Annotated in this window: 12 protein-coding genes and 1 pseudogene; 10 read left to right on the top strand and 3 right to left on the bottom strand. The window is 69.7% G+C overall.

The window, feature by feature from the left end; translation table 11 throughout:
- Positions 1 to 323: 323 nt before the first annotated feature.
- The 3 genes and pseudogenes from KLK06_RS63380 to KLK06_RS51375 all read left to right on the top strand — a co-directional run.
- A pseudogene (locus tag KLK06_RS63380) lies at positions 324 to 470 on the top strand (DUF6444 domain-containing protein); the annotation flags it as partial.
- Positions 471 to 528: 58 nt separating this feature from the next.
- Positions 529 to 1,059: a transposase gene (locus tag KLK06_RS51380; protein ID WP_214643170.1), complete on the top strand. Its 531-nt coding sequence runs from the start codon at positions 529 to 531 to the stop codon at positions 1,057 to 1,059.
- Positions 1,060 to 1,379: 320 nt separating this feature from the next.
- Complete coding sequence (locus tag KLK06_RS51375; protein WP_214643169.1) at positions 1,380 to 1,667, top strand: hypothetical protein; 288 nt, start codon at positions 1,380 to 1,382, stop codon at positions 1,665 to 1,667.
- A gap of 529 nt (positions 1,668 to 2,196) precedes the next feature.
- Here the strand turns inward: KLK06_RS51375 and KLK06_RS51370 are convergent.
- Together KLK06_RS51370 and KLK06_RS51365 are read right to left on the bottom strand one after the other, a co-directional pair.
- The gene (locus tag KLK06_RS51370; RefSeq protein ID WP_214643168.1) at positions 2,197 to 3,336 is read right to left on the bottom strand and encodes an acyl-CoA dehydrogenase family protein; all 1,140 of its coding nucleotides are present in this window, start codon (positions 3,334 to 3,336) and stop codon (positions 2,197 to 2,199) included.
- Positions 3,333 to 6,950, bottom strand: a complete 3,618-nt coding sequence (locus KLK06_RS51365) for an indolepyruvate ferredoxin oxidoreductase family protein (RefSeq protein WP_374197203.1) — start codon at positions 6,948 to 6,950, stop codon at positions 3,333 to 3,335. The genes KLK06_RS51370 and KLK06_RS51365 overlap by 4 nt, the downstream gene beginning before the upstream one ends.
- A gap of 155 nt (positions 6,951 to 7,105) precedes the next feature.
- On the opposite strand from KLK06_RS51365, the gene KLK06_RS51360 reads away from it, so the two are divergent.
- Both KLK06_RS51360 and KLK06_RS51355 read left to right on the top strand, forming a co-directional pair.
- Complete coding sequence (locus KLK06_RS51360) at positions 7,106 to 7,582, top strand: Lrp/AsnC family transcriptional regulator (RefSeq protein ID WP_214643166.1); 477 nt, start codon at positions 7,106 to 7,108, stop codon at positions 7,580 to 7,582.
- Between the two features lie 124 nt (positions 7,583 to 7,706).
- Positions 7,707 to 8,051, top strand: a complete 345-nt coding sequence (locus tag KLK06_RS51355) for an Lsr2 family protein (protein ID WP_214643165.1) — start codon at positions 7,707 to 7,709, stop codon at positions 8,049 to 8,051.
- A 284-nt stretch (positions 8,052 to 8,335) separates the two neighbouring features.
- Here the strand turns inward: KLK06_RS51355 and KLK06_RS51350 are convergent, their stop codons facing one another.
- Positions 8,336 to 9,349 carry a LacI family DNA-binding transcriptional regulator gene (locus tag KLK06_RS51350; RefSeq protein ID WP_250907342.1) on the bottom strand — a complete coding sequence of 338 codons (1,014 nt, stop codon included), beginning with the start codon at positions 9,347 to 9,349 and terminating at the stop codon, positions 8,336 to 8,338.
- A 116-nt stretch (positions 9,350 to 9,465) separates the two neighbouring features.
- On the opposite strand from KLK06_RS51350, the gene KLK06_RS51345 reads away from it, so the two are divergent.
- Genes KLK06_RS51345 through KLK06_RS51325 form a run of 5 tightly spaced genes read left to right on the top strand, consistent with a single transcriptional unit; the run spans position 9,466 to position 16,460 of the window.
- Positions 9,466 to 11,379 carry a glycoside hydrolase family 127 protein gene (locus tag KLK06_RS51345; protein WP_214643163.1) on the top strand — a complete coding sequence of 638 codons (1,914 nt, stop codon included), beginning with the start codon at positions 9,466 to 9,468 and terminating at the stop codon, positions 11,377 to 11,379.
- Positions 11,380 to 11,391: 12 nt separating this feature from the next.
- On the top strand, positions 11,392 to 12,756 hold the full coding sequence (locus KLK06_RS51340) for an extracellular solute-binding protein (RefSeq protein WP_214643162.1): 1,365 nt from the start codon (positions 11,392 to 11,394) through the stop codon (positions 12,754 to 12,756).
- Positions 12,756 to 13,637, top strand: coding sequence for a carbohydrate ABC transporter permease (locus KLK06_RS51335; RefSeq protein WP_214643161.1), 882 nt, complete (start codon positions 12,756 to 12,758; stop codon positions 13,635 to 13,637). Before KLK06_RS51340 ends, KLK06_RS51335 begins: the two co-directional genes overlap by 1 nt.
- Positions 13,634 to 14,536 (top strand): carbohydrate ABC transporter permease, encoded by a 903-nt coding sequence (locus tag KLK06_RS51330; protein WP_214643160.1) that lies wholly within the window; start codon positions 13,634 to 13,636, stop codon positions 14,534 to 14,536. The genes KLK06_RS51335 and KLK06_RS51330 overlap by 4 nt, the downstream gene beginning before the upstream one ends.
- Before the next feature lie 13 nt (positions 14,537 to 14,549).
- Complete coding sequence (locus tag KLK06_RS51325; protein WP_214643159.1) at positions 14,550 to 16,460, top strand: Ig domain-containing protein; 1,911 nt, start codon at positions 14,550 to 14,552, stop codon at positions 16,458 to 16,460.
- The last annotated feature ends 9 nt before the right edge of the window (positions 16,461 to 16,469 follow it).

Raw genomic sequence — 16,469 nt, 5'->3', positions numbered from 1 at the left:
CGTCATCAAGACCACCGCCCGCGACGCCTACGGCTTCCGCAACCCAGGAAACCAGCGACTACGCACCCGATGCGCCACCACCCGAAAAGGCCGCGGACACCTCAACCCCGCTTAACTTCGAAGAGCCGCCATTTCCTCCCCGAGGCGGGTTTTTGCAGGTAGAAGGTATCCCTTCACGCCTGCCGTTGAGCTGGGGTCTGGTTTGAGGTAGACCCGCCGGCTTCTGCTGAATATGGGGATCTTGGGATGGGTCATCGTAGTTTGGGTTTGTGTCCGGCCCCCAGGAGCTCAGCCGTGAGGAGCTGTTGGCTGCTCTGGACGAGATGCGGGCCACGATCGCGGAGCGAGATGCCGTGATCAAGGAGCTGCTGGCCGAGGTCGAGCGGCTGAAGCGGCGGGCAGGGATGGATTCGTCCAACTCATCGATGCCGCCGGGTTCGGACGGTCCGGCAGCGCGGGCCAAGCGCGCCAAGAAGACCAAGAAGCGCTCGCCCCGGCCGCGCGGTGGACAGGCCGGGCACGAGGGGCATGCTGGCCTGGCGGAGCGATCCGAACCAGATCACCGTCATCGCCCCCGAAGCATGCGCTGGGTGCGGCTGCACGCTGGCCGATCTGGAGGGGAAGGTCGTCGAGCGGGTGCAGATGTTCGACACTCCGCCGGTGAAACTCCAGGTCACCGAGTACCGGATGGTCAAGGTGACCTGCCCGGCCTGCCGTCGGGCGACCCGGGCGGCCACCTCGCCGGAACTGGCCGGGCCCTGCTGTTACGGCCCGAACGTCCGCGCCGCGACCGCGCTGCTGGCCTGCGCCGGGCACATGAGCATCACCCGGGCCTCCGACCTGATGGGCGTGCTGCTGGACGCGTCGGTCTCCACCGGGTTCGCCGGCGGGCTGGTCAAGCGCGTCGCCGCCCGGCTGGCCGGCTTCGAGATCGCGCTGAAGAACGCGTTGCGTGCCGCGCCGGTGCTGCACCACGATGAGACCCCGGCCCGCGTCGCAGGCGATGACGACCATCGGCTGCTGCATGTCTACACCGCCCGCGCCGGCCGGCTCCTGTGATTCGGCACCGCCGCAGGCCGCGGCCATGACGCCCTGGACGGCTTCAAGATTCTGCCCGGCTACTGCGGTCATGAGCGCGCTGACCGACGCTAAAGCCGCGGTCGCCAAGGCCCGCGCCCAGGGCGCCACCGCCAGGTGAATCGCGGTCGAGAGCTCTCCCGGTGGAGCCTCCCGCCATATGCGCCCCGGCTGGTGGTGTCGCAGGGGTGCAGCCTGAGCGGCATCATGCGCTCACCGACGCCGTCCCTGACGATGCGCCGCGACCGATCGCGGGCGGCGCGAAGGGGCTTCACGACAGTGCCAAAAGATGCGGAGAGCGTGTGACCGACCTCGACGCCTACCACGGCCTCCATCTGGCAGCTCCCCGAGGGAACATCACACTCGTGGACTGGTACCCGTGGCAGCCGACCAGCGCGGTGACACGCGTGCGGGCCTACACCTGCGACTGCGCCCCTGTCGTCTACGAGTTGTGCGTCGCGGGCGGACACACCTACATACGGCGCTGTGACTGGTCCACCTACCCCACCTCCGTCATGGAGAGCGAGCGAATGACCGACCGCCACGCCCAAGACCTCTGGATGCGCATCATGAGCGGCGAGGCGAGGTGACCGACACCCGCAACATGTAGCGACCTCGGCTAACCGCTGAAAGAGGTTGTTCCACACGGTGTGGAAAGGGGCCCAGCGACGGGGTAGATCGCTTCGTGCTCGGCGCCGGGTGGCTTCGGGCCACAGGTCGGTTTCGTCGACTTGGCGGAGGTCGCAATGGCCCAAGGTAGGGGATGCTGGGTAGGGCAGCAGTGGACCATTTGGCCATGACAGGCCGGCGCCCCAAGAGCGTGAGTTCCGCACCTGCCGTCCATTCACGGCAGGCCATGGTCAACAAGGTTCTCGCAGGCGAAGCCTGCGCCGGGAGGACGTCCGAGCGAAGCGAGGCCCTCCAGGGGTCGGGGCTTTGGCCCGACTGGAAGCAACGTCTGAGCCCCGAAAGCGCGAAGCGCCCAAAGCGAAGCCCGTTGTGCGCCGAAGCCCCCCCCCAGAAGGACGCCCGGAGCGGAGCGGAGGCCCTTTTTGGCGGGGCGGGCATCAGACGGGCAACCACCGAATCGGGTGACGGTTGGGCATGAGAAAGCGCCGGTCAGCGGGCCAGATGTCTGCTGATCACCAGGCGCTGGATCTGGTTCGTACCCTCGAAAATCTGCATGATCTTCGCCTCACGCATGTACCGCTCGACCCGGAATTCCCGCGTATACCCATACCCGCCGAACACCTGCACCGCATCGGTGGTGACCTTCATCGCGGCGTCCGTCGCCACCAGCTTCGCGACGCTGGCCTGCCGCGCGTACGGACGGCCGGCGTCGCGGCGGCGGGCGGCGTCCAGGTATGTGGCGCGGGCGCTGTCCACGGCGGCGGCCATGTCCGCGAGCAGGAAGCCCAGCCCCTGGTGGTCGATGATCTTGCGGCCGAACGTCTGGCGCTCCTTCGCGTAGGCGACGGATGCGTCGAGGGCGGCCTGCGCCAGGCCGGTCGCGCAGGCGGCGATGCCGAGCCGGCCGGAGTCGAGGGCACTGAAGGCGATGGGCAGGCCCTGTCCTTCCTCACCGAGCAGCCGGTCGGCCTCTATGACGGTGCCGTCCCAGTGGGCGCTGGTCGTGGGGATGGCGTGCAGGCCCATCTTCTCCTCCGGGCGGCCGAAGGTCAGGCCCTCGGCCGCGCCGGGGGCCAGGAAGCAGGAGATGCCGCGGCTGCCCTCCCCCGTCCGGGCGAACAGGGCGTAGAAGTCGGCCTTGCCGCCGTGGGTGATCCATGCCTTGTTGCCGGTGATCCGGTAGCCGTGCTCGACCTTCTCCGCCTTGCAGGTGAGGGCGGCGGCGTCGGAGCCGGCCTGGGGTTCGGACAGGCTGTAGCCGCCGACGAGCCGGCCCGCCAGCATGTCGGGCAGCCAGCGTTCGCGCTGCTCGGGCGTGCCGTAGGTGGCCACGGGGAAGCAGGCGAGCGTGTGCACGCTGGTGGCCACCGCGACGGCGGCCCAGCGGGCCGCCAGTTCCTCCAGGACCTGTAGGTAGACCTCGTACGGCTGGCCGCCGCCGCCGAACTCCTCCGGGTACGGCAGACCGAGCAGCCCGGCGGCGCCGAGCGTGGCGAACAGGCCCTCGGGGTAGGTCTCGGCGCGCTCATGCTCGTCGACCCGGCTCGCCAGCTCCTTGTCGGCGATCTCCCGGGTGAGGGCGATGAGGTCCTCGGCGTCCTCGGTGGGCAGCAGGCGATCGACGGTCACATTCTCTCCAGGGTTCCGGTGGGCTCGCTCGGCTTCGTGGGGGTGGGCTCGCCCGACCCCGCGAGGATAGGCTCGCCCGGCTTCGCTGGGGTGAGTTCGCCTGCCTTCGCGAGAGTGGGCTCGCTCAGCTCCGCCAGGGCGGTCCTGGCGCGGTCGCGGTACTCCGCGACTCGCGCGAGCTTGATGTCCTCATACCCGCGAATCGCCTCCGGCAGCGCCGCGATGGCGGCCACGGCGCCGGCGGTGGCCGGGCTCAGCCGGGCGAGAGCGTCACGCATCAGGTCACGGTACTCGGTGACGAGCGCCCGCTCGACGCGGCGCACTCCGGCGTACCCGAACACGTCGAACGGTGTGCCGCGCAGGAACCTGCCGGCGCGCAGCACGCGGAACACGACGTTCGCCGAGCGGCGCAGCCTGATCTTGCGCTTCATGCCCAGCGCCCGCAGTATCGGCGGGTGCAGCAGCACCGACACGACGGCGTCCGCGCCGAACTCCCGCTCCCTCCTGGCCCGCTCGGCCGGGTCCAGGTGCAGCCGGGCGACCTCGTACTCGTCCTTGTAGGCCATGAGCTTGTGCAGGCCCTTGGCGTACGCGAGGGCGATCGGGGCGCCCTCCTCCCCCGCGCGGTCGGCGGCGAGCGCGGCCACGCGGCGCACGTCCTCGACGTACTGGGCGGCGTAGGCCGCGTTACGGTAGCCGGTCAGGTCGGTGACCCGCGTGGCCAGGGCCTGCTCGAAGGATTCGGCCTCCGGAGCCGAGGGCTCGAACGAACCGGCCTCCGGGGCCGGGGGCTCGAGGGCCGCCAGCACCGCGTGGCGGTCGGCGACGGCGGCCCGGCCCCAGCGGAACGCCGCGAGGTTCTGCTCGACCGAGGCTCCGTTGAGCTGGATGGCCCGTTCGACGGCTTCGGCCGAAAGCGGCAGGCAGCCGTGCTGGAACGCGGCGCCGATGAGCAGCATGTTCGCGGGCATGTGGTCGCCGAACAGCGTCTCGGCGAGGGCGTGGGCGTCGAGGTAGAGGTTGTCGGTGCTTCGGGTGGCCGACTCTACGCGGGTGAGCGCGTCGCCGGGCGAGTTCGGCACGGTGACGCGTCCGGTCACCATGGCGGCGGTCGGTACGACGGCGGTGCTGACCACGGCGATGGTACGGTCCGGCGCGGCGGTGGCCAGGTTGGCGTCGGCCGCCACGCCGAGCAGGTCGAATCCGATCAGCACGTCGGCGGTGCCGCGCGACGCCTTCGGGGAGCCGGTGACCGGGTGCGGGGAGATGCGGACGTCGCTGACGACGGGTCCGCCCTTCTGGGCCAGCCCGGTCTGTTCGAGGCCGGCCGCGTGCAGGCCGTCGAGGTGGGCGGCCATCTGCAGGATCTGCGAGACGGTGACGACGCCCGTGCCGCCGATGCCGGGCATCCGCAGCAGCACCTCCCGGCCGGGGAATCTGGCGACCGGCTCGGCGGGCTCCACCGGCGGCGACGGCACCGGCCCCGCCTGACGAGTGTCCGGCCCGGCCAACGACACTGGCCGGGTGCCCGGCTTGACCAGCAGGAACGACGGGCAGTCGCCCTTGAGGCAGCTCAGGTCGGAGTTGCACGAGGGCTGGTGGATCCGGGTCTTGCGGCCGTACACGGTCTCGACGGGCTGCACGGACAGGCAGGTCGACGCCTCGCCGCAGTCTCCGCAGCCCTCGCACACCCGCTCGTTGACCACGACCTTCTCCACCGGGACGGGGAGTTTCCCGCGCTTGCGCAGGCGGCGTTCCTCGGCCGCGCACCGGTCGTCGTGGATCAGCACGGTCACCCCGTCGAGTGCCGCAAGCTCTTGCTCGGCCGCCGCCAGCCCGTCGCGGTGCCGTACGGTGGCGATCGGCGCGAGCCGGACGCCCCGGTAGGTCTCCGGCTCGGGTGTGGTGATCACGATCCGGCGGACTCCCTCGGCGGCCAGCGACCGCGTCAGTGCGGGTACGTCGAGGCGGCCCTCCGCGCGCTGGCCGCCCGTCATGGCGACGGCGTCGTTGTAGAGCAGCTTGTACGTGATCGACACCCCGGCCGCGACGGCGGCGCGGACGGCCAGCGAGCCGGAGTGGTGGAAGGTGCCGTCGCCGAGGTTCTGGACGAAGTGCCGGTCGCCGGTGAAGGGGGCCAGGCCGATCCACTGGGCGCCCTCGCCGCCCATCTGGGTGATGCCGACCTGGTTGCCACGCCCGTTGCCGTCCAGGGCGATCATGGCGTGGCAGCCGATGCCGACGCCGACCAGCGTGCTGTCGGACGTGCGGGTGGAGATGTTGTGCGGGCAGCCCGAGCAGAAGTACGGCGTGCGCGCGGCGACCATCGGCAGCAGCCGGCGCGGCTTCGGGGCGGGCGCCGAGGTGTCGGCGAGCGGGCCGGGGAAGGTGGTGGACGCCGAGGTGTCGGCGAGCGGGCCGGGGAGGGTGGTGGACGCCAAGGTGACGGCGGTCCGCGGGAGCGGACCCGCGAAGGTGGTGAGCGCCTTGGCCACGTCCTCCGCGCCGAGCGTGCCGCGGGCGGTGAGCAGTTCGCGGCCGACGACGGCCGGGGTGCGCTCGCCGCCGTAGAGCGCCTGCTTCAGCTGGCCCTCCAGGAACGGGACCTTGTCCTCCACCACGAGCACCCGGTCGAGGTCCGCGGTCATGGCGGCCAGGTCGCCGGGCGCCAGCGGGTACGGCATGCCGAGCCGGATGAGCCGCAGGCCCAGGTCCTCGATCGCGGTCTCGTCCAGCCCGAGGTCGGCCAGCGCCCGCCGGACCACCGCGAAGGAGGCGCCGGAGGCGAGGATGCCGAGGCGGGCCCGCGGTGAGCCGGACATCACCCGGTTCAGGCCGTGCGCGCGGGCGTAGTCGCGGGCCAGGTCGAGGCGCCGGGTCAGCATGTCGTGCTCGGCGTCCAGCGCGGCCGGACCGACCAGGGCGGCCGGCGTGGCGCGGGCCGCGTGGTCCGGGGCCGGGATGCCGTCGCGCAGCGAGCCGAGGTCGACGGTGGCCGACGCGTCGGCGAGGTCCGCGACGATCTTCAGGCCCGTCCACAGGCCGGTGACGCGCGAGAGGGCGACCGCGTGCAGCCCGAACTCGATGATCTCCGCCACCGAGCCCGGCGCGAGCAGCGGCACGCACAGGCTCTGGCACATCGGTTCGCAGGAGCTGGGCACGGTCGAGGACTTGCTGCCGGGGTCGTCGCCGATCCAGGCCACCGCGCCGCCGAGCGCGGCGGTGCCGGCCAGGTTGCCGTGCCGGATGGCGTCGGCGGCCCGGTCGAGGCCGGGGCTCTTGCCGTACCAGAAGCCGGCCACGCCGTCGTGGCGCCGGCCGGGCAGGCGGTCGAGGAGCTGCGTGCCCGCCACGGCGGTGGCCGCCAGCTCCTCGTTGAGCGCCGGTTGGAAGACCACGCCCGCCGGTTCGAGCAGCCGGGCGGCCCGGCCCATCTCCAGGTCGACGCCGGCCAGCGGCGAGCCCGGGTAGCCGGAGACGAACACGCGCGTGTCCAGCCCGCGCTCCCGGTCCAGGCGGCGCTGTTCGAGCGTCAGCCGGACGAGGGCCTGGAGGCCGGAGATGAGCACGCGGCCGTCCGTGGCCGTGTACTTGTCGTCGAGAGCGACGCTCACGCGGGCCTCCCTGAGGTTCGTGGGAACCCCAGCACAGCAACGTGGGCGGCCATCGCGCAAGTATCACCCAAGAAGGCGCGAGAAAGACGCAAAACCTTTGCGGCCTCGGCCTCATTCGCTAAGGTTCTTTCCACCAAAAGCCTAGGAGTACCCGCATGCCGGAAATAGACGAGATTGATCATCGGCTGTTGCGGCTGCTGCGCGAGGACGGGCGCCGGACCTTCTCGGAGATGGCGGGCACGATCGGCCTTTCCGTGGCCGCGGTCAAGCGGCGGGTGGACCGGCTCAAAGAGCTCGGCGTCATCACCGGTTTCACCGTGCAGATCGACTACGCCAAGCTCGGATGGGGCATCGAGGCGTTCACCGAGCTGCATTACGCGGGTGCGACACCGGTGAGCGAGATCGTCCGCACGGCCACCGACGTGGCGGAGGTCCAGACGGTGTTCACCATCGCCGGCGACCCCGACGCGCTGATCCACGTCCGCGTCCGCGACCTCGGTCATCTCCAGCAGGTCATCGATCACCTGCGCCATGCCGGGAACGTCACGGGCACCAAGACGCTGTTGGTGCTGGGCTCGTGGACCCGTGACGCGCTCGCGCCGCGAGCGTCCCGGATAGCCGGAAAGAAATAGCCCCGCTAACAAATAGCAGAGCTTTCTTTGTCCTGGCCACCCGCCGTCCCGGGAGTGCGCCGAACAACGACGCCATACGCTACAGTACTGATTGTCTTCTCGCCTCTGAATTCGGAGCACCAGCATGGCCAAGCAAATTCAAGAGATCTTCCTTGACGACCTCGACGGAAGCGCCTTGTCGTCCGAGAACACAATCAGGTTCGGGCTCGACGGCTTTGCCTACGAGATCGACCTGTCGGATAAGAACGAGGAGAAGTTGCGCAAAGCGCTTGCCCCGTTCCTGGTCAAGGCCCGTCAGGTCCGCAAGGAGCGCGGTGGCAAGGTCCGCCGCGGAGTCGGCTCGGCGCGCTCGGTGAGTCGCGACAAGTCCACCGAAATTCGCCAGTGGGCGAAGCAGGCGGGACTACCCGTGAGCGAGCGCGGCCGTATCGCCGCGACCATCGTGGAGCAGTACGAGGCGGCTCACTGAGATTGCCGCTCCGGCAATCATGACGGCGATAATGACCGTCGCCTCCTCAATTCGAAATGCGGCCCGCCCACCGGCCTTTGGCCGCCGCGATGGCGGGTTCGCGGCAGGCGGCATCGCCGCCGGAGCGATATCGGGAGGATGACGATCAGAGTCGGCCGGCTGCCTTCAAGGCCCGTACGGCCCGCCGGTCCAGGCGAGGGGACCGGTGGCGCAGCCGTCATCCGACGTTGCCCGGACGCGCCTGGATCAGCTCCGAAACGCAGGCCCCGCGAGACGACGATGACTCAGACGCGGGTCGACTCCCGCAGCACCAGGCTGCACGGCATGCGCCGTACTCCACCCTGGTGCGGCACACCGCCGATCACGTCCAGCAGGTGCGTGGCGGCGGCGCGGCCGATCTCCCCGAGGTTCAGGTCGACCGTGGTGAGCGGCGGCCGGGAGCCGAGCGCCATCGGCGCCCAGTTGTCGAAACCCACGAGCGCCACGTCATCGGGAATGCGCCGGCCACGGTCCCGGAGCGTCTCGGCGACGCCCCTGGCGATCTGGTCGCTGCCGCAGAACACCGCGTCCACATCCGGCTGAGTGCGGAGCAGGATGTCGGCGCCCTGGCGTCCCCACTCCTCCGACCACTCCCCGAACAGCGCGTCGCCCGCGGCCGTCGCCCCCGCCTCCGCCAGCGCGTCGGCGAACCCCGCGGCCCGCGTCCGCGCGGCCAGGAACCGCTGCGGCCCGGTGATGTGGCCGACCCGCCGCCGCCCGGTGGCCAGCAGATGCCGTACGGCGAGCATGCTGCCGCCCAGATCATCGGGGATCACCGAGAAGTCGGCGGCCTCCGTCGACTGGGTCATGGCGTAGACGACCGGGACCGGCAGGCCGGTGCCGATGCTCGGCCGGGGCTCGGTGCGGCGGCCGGTGACGATGATGCCCTCGACCCGCCTGGCCAGCAGGCGCTCGACGTAGTGCCGCTCCCTGATCGGGTCGTCTCGGGTGTCGCACATGAACACCGAGATCTGGCCGGCGCCCAGCGCGTCCTCGGCGCCGAGCATGACGGGGATGCTGAACCGGCCGAAGCTGTCGCACGTCACCAGGCCGACGGTGAACGTGCGGCCGTGCAGCAACCCTTGGGCGAGCTTGTTCGGCCGGAACTCCAGACGTTCGGCGGCGGCCATCACCCGCGCCCTGGTCTCCTCGCGCAACCGGCCTTGGCCGTTGAGCGCCTTGGACGCCGTGCCGATCGACACTCCGGCGGCCGCGGCGACCTCGCGAATGGTCACGGCTCGCCGGGAAAATTCAGACAAACGATTTCCCTCCTCTATGCCCTGGTCAGGATACAACCGCATGGAGGGTTGACCAGTGATGTGTAACACCTTACTGTTCGCGGAGGAAAGCCTATTCCCCATGTGCGAGGAGTTCGATGGACCAGGCCTGCGGCCCCGCCGTACCGACCGCAGAATCGACGGCCGTGCAGCGGCCTCTCGGCATCCATGACGTGGTGATCACCGGTGGGCCGTTCGGGCGCTGGCAGAGCGTCAACCGCGCGGCGAGCATCCCGCTCGGGCTGGAGCAGATGGAGCAGGCGGGCAGCCTGCCGAACCTGCGCCTGGCCGGAGCCGGAGCAGGCGGCGAGGAAGGGGCTGAGTTCCGCGGGTACCGCTTCCAGGACTCGGACCTGTACAAGCAGCTCGAGGCCGTCGCCTGGGAGCACGCCAGGCGACCGTCGACGGAGTACACGGACTTCGTCGAGCGGGCGTCCGAGGTGCTCAAGCGGGCTCAGCGGCCCGACGGCTACCTCAACTCGCACTACCAGATCGTCAAGCCGGACAAGATCTACGCCGAGCTCGAGTACAGCCACGAGATGTACTGCGCGGGCCACCTGTTCCAGGCCGCGGTCGCCGCCACCCGCGCGGGCACCGGCACGGAGCTGCTCGAGGTCGCCCGGAAGTTCGCCGACCACCTGGCGGACGTCTTCCTGCGCGGCGGCAACGACGGCATCGACGGGCACGCCGAGGTCGAGACCGCGCTGGTGGAGCTGTACCGGGCCACCGGCGAGCGCTCCTACCTGGACCTGGCCGCGAAGCTGATCGATGGCAGGGGCAGGGGGCACATCCGCGACAGCGGGCTCGGCATCCTGTACGCCCAGGACCACCTGCCGGTCAGGGAGGCGGATACGGCGGTCGGGCACGCGGTGCGCCAGTTGTACCTGGAGGCGGGCGTCGTCGACGTCTACCTGGAGACCGGCGACGAGTCGCTGCTGGAGTGCTCGGTCCGGCGCTGGGAGGACCTGGTCGCCACCAAGACCCACCTGACGGGAGGCATGGGCAGCCGCCACTCCGACGAGGCGTTCGGCGACCGCTGGGAGCTGCCGCCGGACCGCGCCTACAACGAGAGCTGCGCGGCCATCGCCAGCATCCACTGGAACTGGCGGCTGCTCCTGGCCACCGGCCACGGCCGGTACGCCGACCTGATCGAGCGCACGCTCTACAACGCCTTCGCCGCCTCGACCTCGGCGGACGGCATCCGCTTCTTCTACGTCAACCCGCTCCAGCGCAGGGACGACCACATCGAGGGAGCCTACGCCGGTCGCCGGCGCGAGTGGTTCGCCTGCGCCTGCTGCCCGCCGAACGTCATGCGGCTCGTCTCCTCCCTCGGCGGGTACGTAGCGACGTCCGCCGACAACACCCTGCTCGTCCACCAGTACGTGCCGGGCACCATCTCCGACGGCGACCTCACGCTGGCCGTCGCCACCGACTACCCCTGGCACGGCCGCGTCACGTTCACCGTGGAGCGCGCGCCGGGGACCCCGTGGTCGCTGGCGCTGCGGGTGCCCGCGTGGAGCGCCGCCACCACGGTGACGATCGACGGCGAGTCGGCGCCCGCCGTACCGGACGAGCGCGGCTACGTCGTGCTGACCCGCGAGTGGCGGGCGGGCGACACCGTCGAGCTGGAGCTGGACATGGCGCCCAGGCTGGTCCACCCGCACCGCCGCGTCGACGCCGTCAGGGGATGCGTCGCCGTCGAGCGGGGGCCGCTCGTCTACTGCTTCGAGCAGGCCGACCAGCCCGAAGGCGTGGACCTCCCGGACCTGGCGCTGGCCGCGGGGGCCGAGCTCCGCGTCCTGGACAAGGACGATCTCGACGGCATCGGGCGCACCGTGCTGATCGAGGCCGACGCCCTGGCCGTCTCCCAGCCTGTGGGCGGCCTGCCGTACACCATCACACCCCCCGCGGAACTCGCGACCGGCTCCCCCGTGACCGCCACGGCGATCCCCTACTACCAGTGGGACAACCGCGACGGCCGCGGGATGCGGGTCTGGATCCCCCTCGCGTAAAGGAACACCCCGATGAATAGACGTGATCTCTTCAAGATCGGCGGTCTCGCGGCCCTCGGCGCGGCGGCGTCCGCGTGCGGGAGCGGCGGCGGATCGAGCGCCGCGACGCAGTTGCAGTTCATGTACTGGGGCTCCACCTTCGAGCAGAAGGCCGTGGAGAAGATGCTCAGGCAGTTCGAGCAGAAGAAGCCGGGCATCAAGGTCAAGGCGCTGTTCACTCCCGACGAGTACGACGTCAAGCTCAACACCCTGGTGGCCAGCGGCCGGGTGCCGGACGTCGGCTACGTGCCGATGGCCATGTCGTTCCGCCTGGCCGAGCAGGGCAAGCTGGTCAACCTGTTCCCGTATCTGACGAAATATCCGCAGCTCGGCGGCTACCTGCCGGACGCCTATCTCTGGTACGGCCAGGACAAACTGCACGGCGTCGCCACGGCCAACGAGGTCGAGCTGCTCTGGTACGGCAAGCAGGCCATCGCGGACGCCGGCATCGCTCCCCCGCCGGCCGACGCGGCCTCCGCCTGGACCTGGGACCAGCTTGTCCAGAACGCCTACAAGCTCACCATCGACCAGAACGGCAAGCATCCCGACGAGTCGGGCTTCGACCCCAAGCAGATCAAGCAGTTCGGCATCTCCAGCAGCATCACCTACGGCGCGGCCTGGTACGGCTTCCTGCGCAGCAACGGCGGCGACTTCGCCGACGAGAGCGGCAAGCGGTGCCTGCTCGACTCGCCCGAGGCGATCAAGGTCTTCCAGAACCTGCAGGACCTCATCTACAAGCACCGGGTCATGCCCGGCCCCGGCCAGCTCGCGGCCACCGGCGACGACGTGCCCGGCACGAACATCCTGCTCAAGACCAAGCGCGTGGCCATGGTGATCGACGGCCACTGGTCGCTGCTCGACATGAACGAGAGCAAGGCCGACTACGGCATCGGCGTGCTGCCCAAGTACGGCGAGCCGTTCACGGCGACCCAGGTGGCGGGCGCGTCGGCGGTGTTCGCCGGGACCAAGCACGTGGAGGAGGCGGTGGAGCTGTTCGCCTTCCACAACGATCCGCGCTACGTCGACCTCTACAAGCAGGGCCTGTGGATGCCGCAGGAGAAGAAGTACTACGAGGACCAGGCCTCCGTCGACTCCTGGACCAAGAACGACCTGCACCCGCCGGAGTTCAAGACCGCGGTCGTCGACTTCGCGCGCGACCACGGCGTGCCTGTCTTCGGCAACCGGGTCAAGAACATGACGCAGATCGGCAGTGACGTCCTGACCCCCGCGCTCCAGGAGATCGAGTCCGGCAAGCGCCCGGCGGCCGACATCCTCAAGGCGGTCGCGCCGAAGATCACCGGGATGCTGCAGGGCTGGCAGCACACGCAGGACCTCTGATGCGCAGGTTCGAGACGCGATGGGGCATCCTCATGGCGTTGCCGGCCATCCTCGGGTTCGTCATCTTCACCGTCGGCCCGATGGTCGCCTCGTTCTTCTTCAGCCTGACCGACTGGCAGATCGGCGGCAGCCCGTCGTTCGTCGGGCTGGACAACTACTCCGCGATGGTGAACGACGAGCTGTTCTGGAAGTCGCTGAGCGCCACCACGTACTACACGCTCGGCGCGGTGCCGCTCACGCTGATCGTCAGCTTCGCGGTCGCCATGCTGCTCAACCAGAAGGCGCGCGGCCTGTCGCTCTGGCGGACGATCTTCTACCTGCCGACGCTGGTCCCGGCGATCGCCAACGTGGTCCTCTGGATCTGGATCTTCAACCCGGACTTCGGGCTGCTCAACTCGCTGCTGCGCCAGGCCGGGCTGCCGACCTCCCAGTGGGTCTACAGCGAGCAGATGGCCATCCCGTCACTGATCATCATGAGCACCTGGGGCTTCGGCAACACCATGGTGATCTTCCTGGCCGGGCTGCAGGGCGTGCCGCGCCACCTGTACGAGGCGGTGTCGATCGACGGGGGCGGCCCGTTGCGGCGCTTCTGGCACGTGACGCTGCCGATGATGACGCCGACCATCTTCTACAACCTGGTGGTGGGCGTGGTCGGCACGTTCCAGGTGTTCAACCAGGCGTACGTGATGACCGAGGGCGGCCCCAACCACGCCACGCTCTTCTACGTCTACTACCTCTTCCGCAAGGCCTTCACCGAGAGCGAGATGGGCTACGCCAGCGCGCTCGCGTGGGTGCTCTTCATGATCATCATGGTGGTGACGTTCCTGATGTTCCGCAACGCCCGCCGCTGGGTCTACTACGAGATGGCAGGTGCCCGATGACCACGCTGGCGGCGCGGGAGAGGACCCGCGCGAAGGGCGTGGCGCCGACCCAGGGCCTGCGGCGGCCGCGCAGATACGGCAGGGCGCTGCTGTACGTGGCGCTGGTGGCGGGCTCGATCCCGACGCTGCTGCCGTTCGTCTGGCTGGTGCGCAGCGCGCTGATGGCCGACAGCCAGATGTTCGTCGCCCCGCCCGAGTGGATCCCGCGCCCGTTCCAGTGGTCGAACTTCAGCGAGGCGCTCACCGCCCAGCCGTTCGGCCTCTACCTGCTCAACACGGTGATCATCGCGGTGATCTGCGTGCTCGGCACCGTGTTCACCTGCTCGGTGGCCGCCTTCAGCTTCTCGCGGCTGCGCTGGCGGGGGCGCAACGTGGTGTTCGCGCTGCTGCTGACCGGTGTCATGCTGCCGTACGCGGTGACGATCATCCCGACGTTCGTCATGTGGCAGGAGCTGGGCGCGCTGGACACGTTCGTCCCGCTCACCGTGCCGGCCTGGTTCGCCGGGGCGGGTGGGGGCGTGTTCAACGTGTTCCTGCTGCGGCAGTTCTTCCTGACGATCCCCTTCGAGCTCGACGAGGCCGCCTACATCGACGGGGCGTCGCCGTGGCGGGTGTACTGGACGGTCGTCATGCCGCTGTCCAAGCCGGCGATCATCGTGGTCACCATCTTCACCTTCATCGGCACGTGGAACGACTTCCTCGGCCCGCTGCTCTACCTGCAGGACGAGGAGAAGTACACGCTCTCGCTCGGGCTGGCCTCGTTCCAGAGCGTCTTCATCACGCAGTGGGGCTACCTGATGGCGGCCTCGGCGGCCGTCATCGTGCCGATCGTGGCGCTGTTCTTCTTCCTCCAGCGCTACTTCATCGAGGGAGTCACGCTCACCGGCATCAAGAACTGAGAGGTCTCACACCATGAAGCGATTAACCGTCGCGGCCCTGTTACTGAGCTCCCTGTTCGTCGGCGTGCCGCCCGCGCACGCCCTCGCCGCCGCCCAGGTCGTCGACATGTTCGGCCGGACCGTCAACACCTACGGCGTCAAGCTCGTGGACTGGGAGGGCTACCTGGCCAACCCGTACATCCAGCTGACCGTCAAACCCCCGCAGGACGCCCAGTTCCCCGTCACGATCGACCTCAAGGCCGAGGGCACCTCCCGGCTGATGATGGATCTGCCCAGCCAGCTGACCGCGACGGGCGCCACCAAGACGCTGACGTTCGCGAACGCGTCAGAGCAGAAGACGTTCAAGCTGGAGATCGCCTCCAAGCGCGGCGCCGGCGTCGACGAGCTGCACACGCTGAAGCTGGCGATCAGGGACGCGGCCGGCGCGACCCTCCAGCAGTCGATGCCGATCAGGGTCCAGCAGGACGAGAAGACCGCCCTGCAGCCGACGATCCCCATCACCTTCGACTACCGCTACGACACGATCACCGGCTACTTCAACGCCCCGGCCTTCAGGACCGCCGCCGAGGAGGCCGTCAAGGACTGGTTCAGGTTCTTCGACGTGCAGCCCTTCGACACGGTGGCGGCCGGGACCGAGAACAACCACCTGCCGGGCAACGACTGGCAGAACGAGATCACGGTCACCAACAACGCGGCCTACAACGGCATGTACGTCTTCTTCAGGGGCATCCAGTCGCCCTACTCGACCGGCTACCCCGCCGCGAACGGCAAGTACCTCACCCGGGGCGGCCAGCAGGTCGCGGGCCCGCTGCACCGGTCCACCTCGATGATCTTCGAGTACGACGAGGCGAACAAGCAGCTCTTCACCTCCCTGGCCGACGAGGACTGGTACAAGACGGACATCGCCGGCTCGGTGCTCGACGTGCACGGCCTGGTCATGCACGAGTACGGCCACGCGGTCGCCTACCACAGCGACTGGGTCGGGATGCGCTCCTACGTCGCCGGCGGCGGCAACGACCCCGACGTCGTCGCGTATCAGGGCCGCGCCGTGCCGCTGGACAGCAGCTACCACATCCCCGGCGACCAGCCCAACTGGGACCGGCTCAGCGGGCAGAGCGGCGGTTGGACGCACCTGTTCCCGACCCGCAGATGGATGCTGACCAAGCTCGCCCTGCTGGTGGCTGAGAACGCGGGCTGGAAGCTCAACCGCAACCTCACCCCGTTCCTGCCGCCGTCCATCGTCACCACCTCCCTGCCCCAGGCCGCGCCGGGCACCGCCTACCAGCAGACGCTCGCCGCCAAGGGCGGGGTGCCGTTCTACGACTGGCAGGTGACCAGCGGCTCGCTGCCCGCCGGGCTCAGCCTCGACCGGTTCACCGGCGCGATCACCGGCACGCCGACGACGGCCGGGACCTCGACGTTCACCGTGCAGCTGCGTGACTACGACAGCAGGAGCACTCCGGTGACGAAGTCGTTCCAGCTCCAGGTCGGCGGCACCACCACGCCCACGAACCTGGCCAGGACCGCGACGCCGTCCGCCTCGTACACCTCGCCGTGGGAGAGCATCGCGGCGATCAACGACGGCATCGACCCGCCCAGCTCGAACGACACCGTCAACCGCCGCTGGGGCACCTGGCCCAACACCGGTGCGCAGTGGGCCGAGCTGACCTGGCCGGCCGCGCAGACGATCCGGTCGGCGGACGTGTACTTCTTCGACGACAACGACGGCGTGCGCCTGCCCGCCTCCTGGAAGCTCCAGTACTGGAACGGCACCGCGTACGTGGACATCCCCGGCACGTACCCCACGGCGCTCAACGCCTACAACCACGTGAGCTTCGGGCAAGTCTCCACCACGCGGCTGCGCGTGGCCCTGCAGAGCGGACAAGCGTCCGTCGGACTCCTGGAAGTGAAGGCTTTCGCTTGATGAGGAAGA

Source organism: Nonomuraea sp. NEAU-A123 (genome assembly GCF_018603905.1).
Lineage (GTDB): Bacteria > Actinomycetota > Actinomycetes > Streptosporangiales > Streptosporangiaceae > Nonomuraea.
Note: the sequence above shows the minus strand (reverse complement) of the source record. Positions and strands in the feature narration are given on the sequence as shown.